12 protein-coding genes are annotated in these 16,334 nt (G+C 71.2%); 7 read left to right on the top strand and 5 right to left on the bottom strand.

All coding sequences use genetic code 11. The annotated features are described in order from the left end of the window. Window positions 1–4 precede the first annotated feature (4 nt). Both galK and galT read right to left on the bottom strand, forming a co-directional pair. A complete protein-coding gene (galK, locus tag ACYVGI_RS00780; protein ID WP_460630782.1) occupies window positions 5–1,165 on the bottom strand; it encodes a galactokinase in 1,161 nt (386 codons plus the stop codon). Continuing rightward, window positions 1,162–2,394, bottom strand: a complete 1,233-nt coding sequence (galT, locus tag ACYVGI_RS00775) for a galactose-1-phosphate uridylyltransferase (RefSeq protein ID WP_460630781.1) — start codon at window positions 2,392–2,394, stop codon at window positions 1,162–1,164. Before galT ends, galK begins: the two co-directional genes overlap by 4 nt. Before the next feature lie 84 nt (window positions 2,395–2,478). Here galT and ACYVGI_RS00770 point away from each other — a divergent pair, with 84 nt between their 5' ends. Genes ACYVGI_RS00770 through ACYVGI_RS00745 form a run of 6 tightly spaced genes read left to right on the top strand, consistent with a single transcriptional unit; the run spans window position 2,479 to window position 11,870 of the window. Beyond that, window positions 2,479–3,264, top strand: a complete 786-nt coding sequence (locus ACYVGI_RS00770; RefSeq protein ID WP_460630780.1) for a DeoR/GlpR family DNA-binding transcription regulator — start codon at window positions 2,479–2,481, stop codon at window positions 3,262–3,264. Between the two features lie 15 nt (window positions 3,265–3,279). After that, complete coding sequence (locus ACYVGI_RS00765; protein WP_460630779.1) at window positions 3,280–4,194, top strand: aldose 1-epimerase family protein; 915 nt, start codon at window positions 3,280–3,282, stop codon at window positions 4,192–4,194. Window positions 4,195–4,242: 48 nt separating this feature from the next. After that, window positions 4,243–7,275 (top strand): FtsX-like permease family protein, encoded by a 3,033-nt coding sequence (locus tag ACYVGI_RS00760; RefSeq protein WP_460630778.1) that lies wholly within the window; start codon window positions 4,243–4,245, stop codon window positions 7,273–7,275. After that, window positions 7,272–10,067, top strand: a complete 2,796-nt coding sequence (locus tag ACYVGI_RS00755; RefSeq protein ID WP_460630777.1) for an FtsX-like permease family protein — start codon at window positions 7,272–7,274, stop codon at window positions 10,065–10,067. The genes ACYVGI_RS00760 and ACYVGI_RS00755 overlap by 4 nt, the downstream gene beginning before the upstream one ends. After that, on the top strand, window positions 10,064–11,098 hold the full coding sequence (locus ACYVGI_RS00750; protein ID WP_460630776.1) for an ABC transporter ATP-binding protein: 1,035 nt from the start codon (window positions 10,064–10,066) through the stop codon (window positions 11,096–11,098). The genes ACYVGI_RS00755 and ACYVGI_RS00750 overlap by 4 nt, the downstream gene beginning before the upstream one ends. Continuing rightward, window positions 11,085–11,870, top strand: a complete 786-nt coding sequence (locus tag ACYVGI_RS00745) for an ABC transporter ATP-binding protein (protein WP_460630775.1) — start codon at window positions 11,085–11,087, stop codon at window positions 11,868–11,870. The genes ACYVGI_RS00750 and ACYVGI_RS00745 overlap by 14 nt, the downstream gene beginning before the upstream one ends. A gap of 247 nt (window positions 11,871–12,117) precedes the next feature. Here the strand turns inward: ACYVGI_RS00745 and ACYVGI_RS00740 are convergent, their stop codons facing one another. From ACYVGI_RS00740 to ACYVGI_RS00730, 3 genes are all read right to left on the bottom strand, one after another. Beyond that, window positions 12,118–12,366 carry a hypothetical protein gene (locus ACYVGI_RS00740; RefSeq protein ID WP_460630774.1) on the bottom strand — a complete coding sequence of 83 codons (249 nt, stop codon included), beginning with the start codon at window positions 12,364–12,366 and terminating at the stop codon, window positions 12,118–12,120. A 115-nt stretch (window positions 12,367–12,481) separates the two neighbouring features. Next, window positions 12,482–13,576, bottom strand: coding sequence for a calcium:cation antiporter (locus ACYVGI_RS00735; RefSeq protein ID WP_460630773.1), 1,095 nt, complete (start codon window positions 13,574–13,576; stop codon window positions 12,482–12,484). 112 nt (window positions 13,577–13,688) lie between these two features. Continuing rightward, window positions 13,689–14,351 (bottom strand): fasciclin domain-containing protein, encoded by a 663-nt coding sequence (locus ACYVGI_RS00730; protein ID WP_460630772.1) that lies wholly within the window; start codon window positions 14,349–14,351, stop codon window positions 13,689–13,691. 137 nt (window positions 14,352–14,488) lie between these two features. Here ACYVGI_RS00730 and ACYVGI_RS00725 point away from each other — a divergent pair, with 137 nt between their 5' ends. Further along, window positions 14,489–16,324 carry a cytochrome c biogenesis protein DipZ gene (locus ACYVGI_RS00725; RefSeq protein ID WP_460630771.1) on the top strand — a complete coding sequence of 612 codons (1,836 nt, stop codon included), beginning with the start codon at window positions 14,489–14,491 and terminating at the stop codon, window positions 16,322–16,324. Window positions 16,325–16,334 lie beyond the last annotated feature (10 nt).

Here is a 16,334-nt window from a genome sequence, read left to right as displayed (position 1 = left end):
ACCGTCAATTCTCGCGCTTCGCACCCTCCGATGCACTGACGGTGAAAAGATCCGGCTGACCGAAGCCGTGCTCGGCGAACGCGCCGTCGAGGGCGACGAGCACGCGGCTGAGCGCGTCAGACGGCACGAGTGCGATGGCCGAGCCGCCGAAGCCGCCCCCGGTCATCCGTGCGCCGATGGCCCCGTTCGCCTGCGCTGTCTCCACGGCGAGGTCGAGCTCTGGAACCGAGATCTCGAAGTCGTCGCGCATCGACCGGTGGGAGGCGTCGAGGAGCTCGCCGATCGCGGCGGGCCCGTGCTCGCGAAGGGTGCGCACGGTGTCGAGGACGCGCTGGTCTTCGGTGACCACGTGGCGGACGCGGCGGAAGGTCACGTCGTCGAGAAGCTCGCGGGCACGATCGAGGTCGGCCAGGCTCACATCGCGCAGCGACTCGACGCCGAGCGCTGCCGCACCCGCCTCGCAGGATGCGCGCCGCTCTGCGTACCCGCCTGTCGCGTGGGCGTGCTCGACGTTGGTGTCGATGATGAGCAGCTCGAGCCCCGCAGCCTCGAGTCCGAGCGGCACGACCTGCGCGTCGAGCGAACGGCAGTCGAGGAAGACGACGGAGTCGCGCTCGCCGAGCAGCGACGCCGACTGGTCCATGATGCCGGTCGGAGCGCCGACGACCACGTTCTCCGACCGTTGCCCGACCTTCGCGAGCGTCTTCCGGTCGAGCCCAAGCTGCCAGACGTCGTTGAGCGCGATGGCCACGGCGCTCTCGATCGCGGCGGACGACGAGAGGCCCGCGCCGACAGGCACGTTCGAGTCGATGAGCACGTCGAAGCCGGGGACGGCATCCAGATCGGCGCCGAACTCTCCGAGCGCCCAGGCGACGCCGAGCGGGTATGCCGACCAGCCGGAGAGCACCTCGGGGCGGAGGTCGCCGAGGTCGATCTCGACCAGTTCGTCGGCGAACGAGCTGCCGACCCGCACGGTGCGGTCGTCGCGCAGGCCGAGGGCGGCGACGGTGCGGCGGTTGATCGCGAGCGGGAGCACGAAGCCCTCGTTGTAGTCGGTGTGCTCGCCGATCAGGTTGACGCGGCCGGGGGCGGACCAGACGCCGTCCGCTTCCCGTCCGAAGATCTCGGCGAAGCTGTCGCGGGTGTCCTGGCGGAGGTCGGTCATCGGTCGGCCTTTCGTGGTGATGTTGGCGTGACAGTGGATGCGGTCGATGCCTCGCCCGCGGAAGGGACAACGTCCGTCGCCAGGCCGGTGATTCCCTGCGGCAGCGCGCCGGCCGGATTGTCCCTGTCTGCGCGGGCGACAGCGTCCCGGAGTCGTTCTGCAGCCTGCTCTGGCGGGATGTCGCCGATCCAGGCGCCCATCGCCGACTCGGATCCGGCGAGGAACTTCAGCTTATCCGCGGCCCTGCGCGGCGATGTGATCTGCAGCATCAGCCGGATCTCGTCGCGTCGGACGCCGACGGGCGCCTGGTGCCAGGCGGCGATGTACGGCGTCGGGCTGTCGTAGAGCGCATCCACCCCGCGCAGCACGCGGAGGTAGAGCGTGGCGAGCTCGTCGCGCTCTGCGGCGGAGGTCTCGGTGAAGTCGGCGACATGGCGGTGCGGCAGCACGTGGATCTCGATGGGCCAGCGGGCTGCGAACGGCACGAACGCCGTCCAGTGCTCCCCGGAGAGGATGACGCGCTCGGAGTTCCGCTCGCGCTCCAGGATGTCGGCGAACAGGGTGGGGCCGTACGCGTCGAGCGACCGGATCAGCGCGGTGGTGCGCGGGGTGATGTACGGGTACGAGTAGATCTGTCCGTGCGGGTGGTGCAGGGTGACGCCGATCGCCTCGCCGCGGTTCTCGAACGGGAAGACCTGGCGGACGCCCGGCATCGCGGACAGTGCGGCGGTGCGGTCGGCCCACGCTTCGATGACCGTGCGGGCGCGCGATGGGGTGAGGCTGCCGAACGAGCCCGTGGAGTCCGGGCTGAAGCAGACCACCTCGCAGCGGCCGACAGAGGTGCGGGTGCGCCCGAGCCCGACTGCGGTGAGGTCGTCGATGCCCTCTGGCGCGTTCGCGTCGGCGAGCAGCGGGCCGAACGACGGCGACTTGTTCTCGAACACCGCCACGTCGTAGTCGCTCGGCACTTCGGAGAGGTTGGTGGGCGTGGCGGGCGCGAGCGGGTCGAGCTCGGCGGGCGGCAGGAACACCCGGTTCTGTCTGGCGGCGGCGATGGAGATCCACTCGCCGGTCAGCGGGTCCTGGCGCATGGTGGCGGTCGCGGGGCGCACGGTGGGCTCGCGCAGGTCGGGGCCGCGCTCGGGGGAGAGCGTGGTGTCCGCGTCGTCGAAGTAGATGAGTTCGCGACCGTCGGCGAGACGGTGGACCTGTTTGGTGATTGCTGGCACGAAGCGTCCCTTTCGGTTTCGAAAGCAAATCTAGCCATTCGCTTTCGTATTGACAAGTAAACGCAACAGCCGCACGATGGCTGCATGGCCGAACCGCTCCCCGCCGCCCTCCGCCGCGAACGGATGCTCGAACTGATCGGGCAGAACGGCTTCGTGCGCGTCGGCGACCTCAGCGAAGCGTTCCAGGTCTCCGACGTCACCGTCCGCAGCGATCTCGACCAGCTCGACGAGCAGCAGAGCATCCGCCGCGTCCACGGCGGCGCCGTCCTCCGCACCCCTGGGATGCGCGAGGCCAGCTTCGAAGAAGCGCTCGAAACCTCCGCGGACGAGAAGCGCCGCATCGCCTCGGCGGCGGCGGCGATGGTGGTCTCCGGCAGCAGCGTGCTCCTCGACGTGGGAACGACCACCGCCGCCATCGCGCGCGCCCTCGCCGACCGCGACGACCTGGACGACGTCACCGTCATCACCAACGGCCTCACCATCGCGCTCTCGCTGGAGCGCGCCATCCCGCGCTTCCAGGTGATCGTCACGGGAGGAACGCTGCGCCCGCTGCAGCACTCGCTGGTCGAGCCCCTGGCCTCCACCCTGCTCGACCGGATGCACGCCGACCTGGCGTTCATCGGGTGCACGGGCGTGCATCCACAGGGCGGCATCACCAACGTGAACCTGCCGGAAGCCGACCTGAAGCGGGTGATGGTCGGCGCGGCGGGCCGTGCCGTCGTGGTCGCGGACGGATCGAAGCTCGGCCGGACGCACCTCGGCCGCATCGCCGACCTCGGCGAGGTGGGCGAGCTGATCACGGGGGAGAGCGCGCCGGACGGCGAGGTGGCCGCGCTGCGGGCGGCGGGGCTCGCGGTGGTCGTCGCCTGACAATACGCTGGCCGTATGCACCCGCCGACAGGAGCCCAGTACGACATCGCCGCAGGCGACCTCACCGCGACCGTCACGCAGGTGGCGGCCGGGCTGCGCTCGCTGCGCCTCGGTGACGCCGACCTGACAGAGCCGTTCCCGGTCGACGCGCCGCCGCCGTCCGGGTGCGGCATCGTGCTGGTTCCGTGGCCCAACCGGGTGAAGGATGCGGCGTGGGAGCTCGACGGGGTGACCCAGCGGCTCGCGGTGACGGAGCCGGCGCGCGGGAACGCCATCCACGGGCTGCTGCGCTACCGGCCGTACGAGCTGGTGGAGCACACGGCGTCGTCGGTGACGCAGAGCGCGGCGATCTTCCCCGAGCTCGGCTATCCGTTCCAGTTGGCCACCACGGTGCGGCACGAGGTGGCAGAAGGCGGCCTGACGGTCACCCACACCATCGAGAACACGGGGAGCAGAACGGCTCCGGTCGCGGTCGGCGCGCATCCGTACCTCCGCGTCGGCGACGTGCCGACCGCCGAGGCGACGCTCACGGTCGGGGCGCGCACGCACCTCGACGTGGACGACAGGCTCAACGTGATCGGGGAGTCCGCTGTTGACGGAACGCGCTTCGACCTGAGCGCCGGAGGCTCGGTGGGCGAGCTGGAACTCGACGACGGCTTCGCCGACCTGCCTGTCACAGACGGAGAGGTGGTGCACACGCTCACGGCGCCGGACGGCCGGATCGTCGCCCTCTGGGCCGATCCGGCGTTCGCCTACCTCCAGCTCTACACGTCGCGCACGCTCGCGACGAAGGAGAAGGGAGACGTCGCGCTCGCGGTCGAACCGATGACGGCCCCGGCGAACGCACTCAACACCGGGCGCGGCGTGCGCTGGCTGGAACCGGGGGAGACCTGGTCGGTTTTGTGGGGCATTCGACACGACGGCTTCTGAGGCGTGAAGACGCTGATTTTTTGCGTGCGGGCGCGATAGCGTAGTCCGGTGCGTGCATCCCGGGGGAGTGAGGGACGCATTCGTGCGTTCTGGCTGCAGCGTTCGCGTGCCCAGGCGGGGGTGCTGTCCGCTACCGCGCTGACGGTGCTGGTGGTCACGCTGCTGGCGAGCACGATGGTGGGGCTCGCGCTGCGCTCGCCGACCGTCGCGGTGCGGCAGAGCATCCAGGCGGGCCCAGCCGTCTCGATCGCGCAGTCGGAGCAGGGTGCGCTCGCCGGCGACGCAGCCGACGCCGCCGATGCGGCCGCCCAGGATGCGACGGTGCGGTCGATCATCCGGAAGCACTTCACCGGAGCGGCCGTCACGGTCGACCGCTCGGCCTTCGTGCCGTCCGTGCCGCTGGCCGGGAGCAGGTCGATGCTGGCGCTCGCCGCCGACGACACGCTTCTGCAGCGCGCCCGATTGGATGCGGGCGCCTGGCCGACCGGTGCGAAGCAGCTCGCCGTCGACGCCGAGCTGGCGAAGACGCTGGGCGTCCGCACCGGGTCCACGATCACGACCAGCAGTGCCAGCGGCAGCGCAAGTACCAGCGACAGCGAAGACGCCGCCGCCGACCGTGTCGCCTTCACCGTCACCGGCGTCTGGCACGCCACCGCCCCCTCCGCCCCCGCGTGGCTCGGCCTCACACCCGGCGCGGGCGGGACGGACGGCAGAGCCATCCTCACCGCGGACGGGCTCGCGGCGCTCAGCACCTCCGCGTCCGTCCAGTGGGTGGTCGCCCCGGATGCGCGCAGCAGCACCGCCTCCCAGCTCCCTCGCCTGCAGTCCGGTTTCCGCACCGTGACCGACGCGCTCACCGAGAGCCCGACAGCCTCGTCGTCTCCGTTCTCGGTTCAGGGCGACGCGCTCGCGACCGTGACGGCGATGCAGCAGTCCGTGGGCGCGCTCGCGGCCGTCATTCCCGTTCCGCTCTCCGTGCTGGCGGTGTGCTCCGTGGTGGCGCTCATCCTGCTCGCACAGTTGCTCGCCCGTTCGCGGCTGGCCGAGTCCCGGGTGCTGCGGGCGCGCGGAGCGACGGTGGGCGAACTCGTGGCGGCCGGGTCGGTCGAGGCCGCAGTGGTGGGGCTCGTCGGCGTCGCCGTGGGGTTCGTCGCTGCGCAGTCCGTGCTGCTGGCGATGGTCGGCGCACCGGCAGGAGGCGTCGCGGGGGTGCTCGACCTGGTGCTCCCTCCGCTCGTCGTGCTCGCGGTCGCCGTCGCGTGCTGCGCCGTGGTGACCGCCTTCTCCGCCCGGGCGGCCAGCGGGGCGCCGGGAGCAGTGGAGGCGGGGAGGGCCAGGGCGACCGCATCCATCGGCGTCGGTGTGCTCGCGTTCGCAGCGGCAGGGCTGACGCTGTGGCGGTTCGTCGCGTTCGGCTCTCCGGTGTCGGCGGACGGGAAGGTGGACCCGATCGGCGTCATCGCTCCCGCCGCCGTCCTCTGTGCGATCGCCGTGCTCGGACTGCTGCTCTTCGGGCCGTCCGCTGCCGCCGTCGAGGGCGTCGCGTCGCGCGGCTCGGGACTGTCGGGCGTGTTGCCGGCGCGCCAGGTCGGCCGGGGGCTCACCCTGTTCGCCGCGCCGGTCGCGCTCGTCGTGCTGACGGTGGGCGCCGCGACCTTCTCGGCGGGCTATGTGGGCACCTGGTCCGGATTCCTGCGTGACTCGTCGCGGCTCGTGACCGGTTCCGACGTGCGGGTCGACACCGGTCTCGCCGGAGTCGTCCGCGGTTCGGAAGACCTGCCGGACGTGGATGCGCTGGCCGGCATCCCCTCGGTGAGCGCCGCATCCCCTGGGCTCATCACCGAGGCAGGCCTGGGGCAGCGGACGGTCACGCTGGTGGCGCTCGACGCCGGACGCCTGCCCAGGCTCACGCGGGTCGGGGGCTACATGCTCGACACGGAATACGTGGCAGGGAAGCTCACACACGCCTCCCGCCTGGGTGGCCAGGAGATCCCGTCCGGAACGACGACGCTCACCGCGACCGCCGCGTCGGCGGCCTCCGTCACCTTCTGGCTGGTGGATGCGCGGGGTGCGCTCGCTCCGTTCGCCGCGCATCCCGTCGGCGGCTCCTCCGGCCGGTTCAGCGCGGAGGTCCCAGCGGGGAGCCGCTGGACGCTCGCCGCCGTGGATGCGCGACCTGCGGCCGACGGTGCTCCCGCACCGAGCATCCGCTCGGTCGCGGCGGGCACGGCCACGCTCGACATCGCCTCCTGGACGGCGGCGACCGGCGTGACCACCGCGGACGGCCTCGTGCGCCTGATGCCCCCGGCCGGCGCGCCGCTCCCGGTGGTCATCACGACCAGCGCCGCCCAGCAGGACGCGCTCGCGGTCGGCGACGCCGTCGACCTCGACGCCGCCTGGGTGTCCGCGCGCGGCACGATCGCGGCCGTCGTCGCCGCAGTGCCGGGAACCAGCGACCCGACCGCCGTGCTCGTCGACCAGCGCGCGCTCGGCGACGCCGCCCTTCGTGCTCAGCCGGCGCCGCCGAGGCTCGGGATGGTGTGGCTCGCCACAGACCAGCCGGACCGGGTCGCAGCGGCCGCCCAGCGCACAGCGGGGTCGGACGCCGTGGTGGCCGACTCCTCCGGAGCTTTCGTCTCCCGCTTCATGGCCAGTGCCGTCGTGAGCCTGTGGCTGGGGACGGCGGGATGCGCGCTGCTCGCCCTGGTGGCCATCGGTGCCACCATCGCGGCGCTGCTGCGCGGTCGCAGGGCCGAAGTCGCCGTGCTGCGTGCGGTCGGGATGAGCTCACGCCAGCAAGCGCGCAGCCGTCGGGTGGAACTGGCGGGCATCGTCGTCGCGGCGGCGGTGTTCGGACTGGTGGGCGGCGTCGCCGTGTTCCTGCTCGCGGGGAACACCCTCGCCAGGCTCTCCGTCGTCACGGCTCCGCCGACCCTCTCCGTGCGCGGGGCTGTCGACCTGCCCTCCCTGCTCGCCGCGCTGGTGCTGCTCGCCGCTGCCGTCGGGGCGGTGCTCTGGGCGTACGGTCGCGCGGTGCGCAGGCAGGTGCTGGACACGTCGTACAGGGAGGAGACGCGATGAGCAGAGCATCCCGTTCCCGCAGCTCCGTTCTCGGCGGCTTCGGCCTCGCCGCCCGCGCAGCCGCAGCCTTCCGCGGCGGCCTCATCATGCTCGGCGTCGTCGTGCTCGTGGCGACGACCGCGCTCGCCGCTTGGCCGCGGTTCGCGAACACCCTCCTCACCAGCGACCTGCGCTACGGGCTCGAGCAGGCTGCACCCGTCAACCGCGACCTCGTGACAGTGCTTCGATCCGGGATGGGACAGCCGGGCGCTGTCACCCTCGACGACCCTGGCGCGGCGTGGACGGCGATGCCAGGCGCGCTCCGCGACGTGCGCGCGACCATGACGGCGCCGCTGCGAGGGGTGACGGCGGACGCACAGTACTCGGCGTCGTCGGACGAGCTTCCGACGAGCTCACCGCCCGGTGCCACCTCGGACCGGCACTACTTCGCGACCGTCGAGGCGTTCAGCGACCTGCGCGGGGTCGCGACGCTGGACGCCGGTGCGTGGCCCGGCCGGGCGACGCCGTCGCCCGCATCCACTGCTCCCGCCGCGCCACCGGTGACGGACCAGTACGGCTTCTTCGTTCCGCCGCCCCCTCCTCCGGTGAGCGCGCAGGTCGTCATGACGACCGAGGCGGCGGACGTGATCGGGTGGAAGGTCGGGCAGACGCGTGTCGCGGGAGTGGGCGTCAGCCTCACCCTGGTCGGCACGGTGAGCCCGCGCGACACCGACGCCGACTTCTGGAACCTGGACACCCTCAGGGCGACCGGCAGCTTCGCCGACCTCGGCGACTCCGGCAAGAAGCTCACCGGTGTGGCCTGGGTGGACGCGGCATCGTGGCCGGTCGTCGCGCGCTCGCTCACCAGCACGCTCACGGAGGGCTGGTTCCCCGTCGCCCCTGCCGCGTTCGGCGTCGACAACCTGGATGCGGTCAGCGGCTCCCTCGGCCGCTTCCTCGCCACGACGCCGACGGCCGACATCGGCGGCGTGCCGACCGCTCTCCGCTTCTCCACCCAGCTCGACAGGGCGCTCACCGACTTCACGACCAGGGCGCAACCGGCCTCGACCCTGTTCGCGATTCTCGCGGCCGGGCCGCTCGGCGTCGCGCTCGCTGTGCTTGTGCTCGGCGTGCGCCTGGTGCTCGGACGCCGCAGAGACGCGCTGGCGTTGATGGCGGCGCGGGGCGCATCCCCTGGCCGTCTGCGCTGGGGACTGGCGCTCGAGGGCGCCGCGGTCGCCATCCCTGCTGCCGCGCTCGGTTTCGTGGCGGCGTTGCTGCTGACGCCGACCGGCGGCCCTGCCGGGCTGTCGATCGCGCTCGCCGCGTGCTGCGCCGTCGCTCCTCCGCTGATCCTGGCCGTGGCGGCGGGGGCGCTCGGCCCTCGTGACGACCTCCGCGGCGAGTCGTCCGCTCGGCGGCGCTGGGGCTGGGTGCTCGAAGTGCTCGCCGTCGGGCTGGCCGTCGCCGGCGTGGTCACGCTCTTCCAGCGTGGAACGGCGGCGCCGACGCCGGATGCCGGTCTCGGCATCGATCCGCTGCTCGCCGTCACGCCGATCCTGATCGCCCTCGCGGCCTGCGTGCTCGTGCTGCGTCTGTACCCGCTGCCGCTGGGCTGGCTTGCGGCCGCGCTGCGCAGGAGGCGCGGGGCCGTCGCCGCGATCGGTGCGACGACGGCCGTCCGCTCGCGCGCTGGCGGGCTGTGGCCGGTGTTCGCACTGGTGACCGGAGTGAGCATCACCGTGTTCTCGGCCGCTGTGCTCAGCACGGAGCGGGCCGGAATCGAAGGGGGAGCGCACGCCGCGGTCGGCGCCGACCTCAGCGTCTCCACGCCCGTCGCGTTCAGCGATGACCAGCTCGCCAGGATCCGCGCGGTGCCGGGCGTCGCCCACTCCGCCATCGTGTACTCGGCGGGCGGGCAGACCGTTCGCGCCGGGACCCAGGGCGGCGACCTGAGTGCGTACCTCGTCGACCCGAAGCAGCTCGCGACGGTCGAAGGCAACGTGCCGGAGGGTGCGAGGGTCTCGTCGGCGCTGAGGTCGAGCGTCCCGGGCCGGACGGCCGCGGTGGTCGGCGGCTGGAGCTCGAAGATCCCGGTCACGAGCGCCATCCTCTACGCCGACACCACCGTTCACCTGGGCGTCACCGAGTTCTCGTTCGCCCCCGGCGTATACATCCGCGACGCCGAGTGGACGATCATCGACAAGACAGGGCTGCCGTCCGGCATCGAGCTGACCCAGCGGCCGTCGACGGTCCTCGTCGCCCTGCGACCCGGTGCGAGCGCCGCGACCGTGCACGCCGACCTCGCCGCCATCGCGGGCGCCAGGGCCATCGTGGGGGATGCGGTCCAGCAGCAGACGACGCTGCGGAAGGCGCCGCTGGTCTCCGGGCTGGAGACCGTCGCCCTGGTCTCGATCGCGCTCTCCGCCCTGATGTGCATCGGAGCACTCTTGCTGACCCTGGTCATGAACACCGCATCCCGCACCAGGCTGGTCGCCACCCTGCGCACCATCGGGTTCACCGGCAGGCAGACCGCCGGGCTGCTCGGCTGGGAGCTCGGCCCGGTGCTGGCGGTCGGGCTGATCGCGGGCATCCTCGTCGGGCTCGCACTGCCCGCCGTCGTGCTCGCCCCCATCGACCTGACCGGGTTCACCGGGGGACCCGTGCGTCCGGACGTGGTGATCGACCCGGTCCTCATCGCCGCAGCGGCTGTCGGCTTCGCCGTCGTCACGGCCGCGGCGACACTCATCGCACTCGCCGGTGCCCGGCGCCGTTCCCCGGCGACCGTGCTCCGGGCAGGAGGGGAAGAATGACCGACATGACAGCGCAGGCCACGACAGCGCAGACCACGACAGCGCAGACCACGGATGCGCGAGCTGACGCGAGCATCGCCTGTTCCGACCTCGTCCGCATCTTCACCGCGGACGGCGTCGAGGTGCAGGCGCTCCAAGGCCTCAACCTGCGGGTCGGCAGCGGAGAGCTCGTCGCCATCGTCGGGGCGTCCGGTTCCGGCAAGTCGACCCTGCTCGGAATTCTCTCCGGGCTCGACAAGCCGACAGCGGGCAGCGCCTCCGTGGCGGGCCGCGACCTGCTCGCGCTCACCGCAGCGCAGCGCGTCGACTACCGCAGGCGCACGGTCGGGTTCGTCTGGCAGCAGACCTCGCGCAACCTCCTTCCGTACCTGACAGCCCGCGAGAACATCGCGCTCACGATGTCGCTGGCGAAGACGCCTGGCCGGAGGGAGCGCTCGCAGGAGCTGCTCGACCTGCTGGAGGTGTCGCACTGCGCAGACCGGCGGCCGACCGAGATGTCGGGCGGCGAGCAGCAGCGGGTGGCCATCGCGGTCGGCCTCGCCAACGATCCGCGCGTGCTCCTCGCCGACGAGCCGACGGGTGAGCTGGACGAGGCGACGTCCGCCGAGGTGCTCGAGGCGATGCGCGGCGTCAACAGGGAACTCGGCGTCACGACCCTCATCGTCACCCACGATCCCGCTGTGTCGGAGCATGTCGCCCGCACCGTGCAGATCCGGGATGGGCGCACATCCACCGAGGTGCTGCGCCGCACCGGGATCACCGCGAGCGGCGACGAGCACATGGTGGCGGAGGAGTTCGCCGTGCTCGACAGGGTGGGACGGCTGCAGCTCCCGCCCGAATACCTCACCAGTCTCCGGATGCGCGACCGCGTGCGACTCGCACTGGAGAGCGACCACGTGGGCGTCTGGCCGCACGACGACGAGCAGGCGGATGGCGCTGAGCGGGAACCCGGCGCGGAGCGGGCCGGCGAGTCGGTCGCGGCGCCGGTCACGGAGCCGGTCAGGGAAGGAGAACGCGATGACGCTCGCTGACGAAGAGGCGACGCAGGCCGCCGTGGCGGACGCTCCGGGGAGTGCGCCGAAGCCGATCCTGCGCGCTGAAGGTGTGAGCCGGGTGTTCGAGACGGAGGCCGGCTCTGTGTCCGCGCTCGACGCGGTGTCGCTCGACGTGCATCCCGGCGAGCTGCTGGTGATCCGCGGCCGCTCCGGCTCGGGCAAGACGACCCTGCTCAACATCCTCGGCGGCCTCGACAAGCCCACCGCCGGCCGGGTGCAGCTCGACGACACCGACCTGACAGAGGCGACGGAGGCGGAACTGGTCGAGCTGCGTCGCTCCCGCATCGGCTTCGTGTTCCAGGCGTTCGGGCTGGTTCCTGTGCTCTCGGCCGCCGAGAACGTCGAGGTGCCGCTGCGGCTGCGCGGCACACCTCCGGCGGAACGGGATGCGCGCGTCGCCGAACTGCTCGACCTGGTCGGGCTCGCCGGGCATGCCAGGCAGCGCCCCACCGAGCTGTCCGGAGGCCAGCAGCAGCGTGTCGGCATCGCCAGGGCTCTCGCGGCGCGCCCGCGCATCCTGTTCGCGGACGAGCCGACCGGTCAGCTCGACAGCGTCACCGGCGCCGCGATGATGGACCTGCTGGTCGGCCTCGTCCACAGCAGCGGCGTGGCCGCCGTCGTCACCACGCACGACCCGCTCCTGATGGCCCGCGCCGACCGCGTCATCGAACTCCACGACGGCCGCACCCTGCCGCCGCCGCGTCCCAGAGGCCGCCACGCGGCCCCCGCCCCCGCGCCCGCCCCCTGACGCCCAGCCCCCGACGCCCAGCCTCCCCGGCCCCCGACATTCTCCGTCCGAACGGAGTTCCGGCCAGGCCACCCCGATATCTCCTTCCGAACGGAGATCGTGCCCGGCGTGTCGCGCAGATGTCCTGCCGAACCGTTCCGCAGGAGCCTGCGCGCGCCACGCCGCACGGATCTCCGTTCGAACGGAGTTCCCGACCGGATGGCGCCGATTCTCCGTCCGAACGGAGTTCGCGGGTGAGGGCGCGCGGTCACACGTCGGGGCCGTCGGCGGGTTCCGCGTCCTCCTCGTCGCTGTCGGCGAAGGCGGCGATGCCGTCCACAGACGGCGCGGGGTCCTGGTCGGCGGCGTCCTGGTCGGCAGCGGCCGCATCCCGGTCGGCCCCGGCATCCTGGTCGGCCCCCGCATCCCTCGCGGCCGTCCCCTCGTCCAGGAAACCGGTGCCGTCTGGGTAGCCTGCCTCGTCCGGGTACTCGATCGGTTCGCGTTCAGCGGTCATCGCATCCACCTCGTCTCGGTCGCAGCCGCGCGGGAAGCGTCGGCTCACGACCCAGCTTGCTCCCGCACGGGATGCCGCGCCAGCCTCCCGTGAGATCGGCCGCCGGTCGGACGCGTCAGGGCGCGATCGACAGGAACACGAACGCCGCGAACAGCACCAAGTGGATGCCGCCCTGCAGCCGCACCGCGCGCCCCGGCATCAGAGTCAGGATGCTCACTCCCACCGTGAGCGCGAGCAGCACGATCTGGCTCGCACCGAGCCCCAGGTGCAACGGCCCGGTGAGCCAGATGGATGCGATGGCGATCGACGGGATGGTCAGGCCGATGCTGGCGATGGCGGAGCCGAGCGCCAGGTTCAGGCTGGTCTGCATCCGGTTGCGCACGGCGGCCTTCGCGGCTGCGATGCCCTCCGGCAGGAGCACCAGGAGCGCGATGACCACGCCGACGAACGACTGCGGGAACCCGATCGCCGCGACACCGCGCTCGATCGACGGCGACTCCAGCTTGGCCAGGCCCACCACCGCGACCAGGGCGACGAGAAGCAGTCCGAGGCTGATCAGCGCCGTCCGCGTCGACGGCTTGTCGGCGTGGCTGTCCTCGTCGAGCGGTTTGCCCTTCGACGTGACCGGCAGGAAGTAGTCGCGGTGCGCGATGGTCTGCGTGAAGACGAACATCGCGTAGAGGGCCACGGATGCGACGGCGGCGAACACGAGCTGGCTCGGCGAGAACTGCGGGCCTGGCGTCTCCGTGAAGGTCGGCAGCACCATCGTCAGCGTCGCCATGGCGGCCACCGTCGCGAGTGCGGCTCCGCTGCCCTGCGCGTTGAACTTGCTGCTCGTGCTCCGGGACGAACTGAGCAGCAGCGACAGGCCGACGATGCCGTTCATCGTGATCATCACCGCCGAGAACACGGTGTCCCTGGCGAGGGTGGATGCGTCCTTGCCGCTGGTCATCAGGGTCACGATCAGCGCCACCTCGATCACCGTCACCGCGACAGCGAGCACGAGGGAGCCGAACGGCTCACCGACCTTGTGCGCGACCACCTCGGCGTGCTGAACGGCGGCCAGGACCGTGCCGGCGAGGACCACAGCGACCAGTCCCACCAGGAACGGCCCCAGTTCGGCGTTCCAGCAGGCGATGAGCAGGATCACCCCGAGGATCGGTACGACGACCGGCCAGAACCGGGTGATCCACGTGGTGATGCCCTTCATGCCTCCCATCATGGCAGCAGGCGGTCCGCACGGCCGACGCGCGCGACGAAAAAGAGCGGCCCACCGGACGAACCGGTGGGCCGCTCTTCGATGCAGCCGGTGACGGAGGGGATCAGTTGGCCGGCGGCATCAGCACGGTGTCGATGAGGTACACCGTGGCATTGGCGGTGTGGACGCCACCGCAGATCACCTTGGCGCCGTTCACCATGATGTTGTCGCCGCTGCCGGTGACGGTGACGTCGCCGCCCTCGACGGTCTTGTGGGTGCCGTCGATCGCGTCAGGGGCGATCTGGCCGGGAACCACGTGGTAGGTGAGGATCTTCTTGAGCGTGTCGGCGCCCGCGGGGGTCTTCAGGGTGTCGATGGTGGCGGCGTCGATCTTCTTGAACGCGTCGTCGACCGGTGCGAACACGGTGAACTCGCTGCCGTTGAGCGTGTCAACCAGGTTCACATCCGGATTGAGCTTGCCGGAGACCGAGGCGACGAGGGTGGTCAGCAGCGGGTTGTTGCTCGCTGCGACAGCCACCGGGTCCTGGGCCATGCCCGTGACCGAGCCTGCGCCGGACGGCACGGCCTTGGCGTATGCCGCGCATCCACTGCCGACGAGGTCGGCCGCCGGGTCCATGGCCGATGCGCTGGGGGAGCTGGAGGTCATCGACGACGATGAGCTGGATGAGCCGGAGCCTGAGCTTCCGGAGGAACACGCCGAGAGACCGAGGGCGGCCACTGCGGCGAGTCCGAGGGCGGCGATGACGTGGCGCTTCTGAACTCGCATGGGAACTACTCCTTTGTGTGCGGTGCATTTGTACTCGGCCGCAGCAGCGGCTTCAGAAGGGCATTCGGGGCGGGGTGGGAATCGGATTGCAGAATCCCCGGATCAATCCATGCGGCGTTCCGTTCCGAACGCCTGGCATGTACCTCACCCTTGCGATCATCGGCTTCCTCGGCGGCCTCATCACCGGCATCTCGCCGTGCATCCTGCCGGTCCTGCCGGTCATCTTCTTCTCCGGTGGGGCGCAGAGCGCGCGGACGGCGAAGCAGCAGAAGAAGGACGACGCCCGGGATGCGGCGGCCAGGGATGCGGGCGGCACCGCCACCGCCACTGACGGCGGGTCCGTTGCCACCGCGACCCGCACGCAGACGCAGAAGGAAGCGCCGCCCGAGCCGACGGTCTCCCGCTGGCGCCCGTACCAGGTCATCCTCGGCCTCGTCGTCAGCTTCAGCGTCTTCACACTGGCCGGTTCGCTCATCCTGGCGCTGCTGCACCTCCCGCAGGACGTGCTGCGCTACGCGGGCATCGTCGTGCTGGTGCTGATCGGCGTCGGCCTGATCGTGCCGAAGTTCGAGGAGTACCTGGAGAAGCCGTTCTCCTGGATCCCGCAGCGCAACGTGGGAACGGAGCGCGGCGGCTTCGTGCTCGGCATCGCACTCGGCGCCGTCTACGTGCCGTGCGCAGGCCCGGTGCTGGCCGCGATCACCGTCGCAGGCTCGACCGGCAGGATCGGCCCGGAGACGATCGTGCTGACCGTCACCTTCGCCATCGGCGCTGCCATCCCTCTGCTCATCTTCGCCCTCGCCGGTCGACGCGTGGCCGAGCGGGTGAAGTCGTTCCGCAAGCACCAGAAGGGCATCCGCCTCACCGGAGGCGTCCTGATGCTGGCGCTCGCCGTCGGGCTGCTGTTCAACCTCCCGCAGGCGTTGCAGCGGCTCATCCCCGACTACACCAGCGCGCTGCAGGACCAGTTCTCCAATTCGAGCCAGGTGTCGGATGCGCTGAACCTCGGTGGCATCGTCAACGCGCAGAACAAGAACCTGTCCAAGTGCACGAACAACGCCGACCAGTTGCAGAGCTGCGGCACCGCGCCGGACATCACGGGCATCCAGCAGTGGTTCAACACCCCTGGCGACAAGCCGATCGCACTCGATCAGCTCAAGGGCAAGGTCGTGCTGGTCGACTTCTGGGCGTATTCCTGCATCAACTGTCAGCGCAGCATCCCGCACGTCGTGGCGTGGGACAAGGCGTACAAGGCCGCCGGCCTCGACGTGATCGGCGTCCACTCGCCCGAGTACGCGTTCGAGAAGGTCCCAGCCAACGTCGAGGCGGGCGCCAAGGGCTTCGGCATCACGTACCCGGTGGCGATCGACAACACACTGAGCACCTGGACCAACTACCGCAACCGCTACTGGCCGGCGCACTACCTGATCGACGCGAAGGGCGTCGTGCGGAACGTGCAGTTCGGGGAGGGCAACTACGCCTCGACCGAGAAGCTCATCCGCCAGTTGCTGCAGGATGCGAAGCCCGGCGTGAGCCTCCCCGCAGCCACCGAGGTCAAGGACACCACCCCGACAGCGGGCAGCACGACGCGCGAGACCTATCTCGGCACCACCAAGGTCGTGAACTTCGGCGGTTCGGAGAAGTACTCGGCGTCCACTCCGACCTTCGCCTTCCCGGCGAAGCAGCCGGCCAACTCGTTCGCCCTCGACGGCGCCTGGACCCTCAACACCCAGTTCGTCGAACCGACGGCACAGGATGCGCGCATCCGCCTGGACTACAAGGCCGCCGAGGTGCGCATGGTTCTCTCCGGCAGTGGGACGGTGAGCTACACCGCGGACGGCGTGACCAAGACCATCGACGTCACGGGAACCCCTGACTCCTACGAGCTGCTGAAATCGGCGGCGTCGAAGACCGGAAATGTGATCGTGACCATCCCGAAAGGTGTTTCGGCATACTCGTTCACCTTCGGATGATGGTCAGATA

The sequence above is a fragment of the Leifsonia lichenia genome (assembly GCF_054780215.1).
This window is presented reverse-complemented; position numbering and strand designations above follow the sequence as displayed.

What these genes read in the sequence shown, in the direction of transcription:
- galK (WP_460630782.1), bottom strand. Translation starts at nt 1,165, where the DNA reads ATGACCGACCTCCGCCAGGACACCCGCGACAGCTTCGCCGAGATCTTC.
- ACYVGI_RS00770 (WP_460630780.1), top strand. Translation starts at nt 2,479, where the DNA reads ATGGCCGAACCGCTCCCCGCCGCCCTCCGCCGCGAACGGATGCTCGAA.
- ACYVGI_RS00765 (WP_460630779.1), top strand. Translation starts at nt 3,280, where the DNA reads ATGCACCCGCCGACAGGAGCCCAGTACGACATCGCCGCAGGCGACCTC.
- ACYVGI_RS00755 (WP_460630777.1), top strand. Translation starts at nt 7,272, where the DNA reads ATGAGCAGAGCATCCCGTTCCCGCAGCTCCGTTCTCGGCGGCTTCGGC.
- ACYVGI_RS00750 (WP_460630776.1), top strand. Translation starts at nt 10,064, where the DNA reads ATGACCGACATGACAGCGCAGGCCACGACAGCGCAGACCACGACAGCG.
- ACYVGI_RS00745 (WP_460630775.1), top strand. Translation starts at nt 11,085, where the DNA reads ATGACGCTCGCTGACGAAGAGGCGACGCAGGCCGCCGTGGCGGACGCT.
- ACYVGI_RS00740 (WP_460630774.1), bottom strand. Translation starts at nt 12,366, where the DNA reads ATGACCGCTGAACGCGAACCGATCGAGTACCCGGACGAGGCAGGCTAC.
- ACYVGI_RS00735 (WP_460630773.1), bottom strand. Translation starts at nt 13,576, where the DNA reads ATGAAGGGCATCACCACGTGGATCACCCGGTTCTGGCCGGTCGTCGTA.
- ACYVGI_RS00730 (WP_460630772.1), bottom strand. Translation starts at nt 14,351, where the DNA reads ATGCGAGTTCAGAAGCGCCACGTCATCGCCGCCCTCGGACTCGCCGCA.
- ACYVGI_RS00725 (WP_460630771.1), top strand. Translation starts at nt 14,489, where the DNA reads ATGTACCTCACCCTTGCGATCATCGGCTTCCTCGGCGGCCTCATCACC.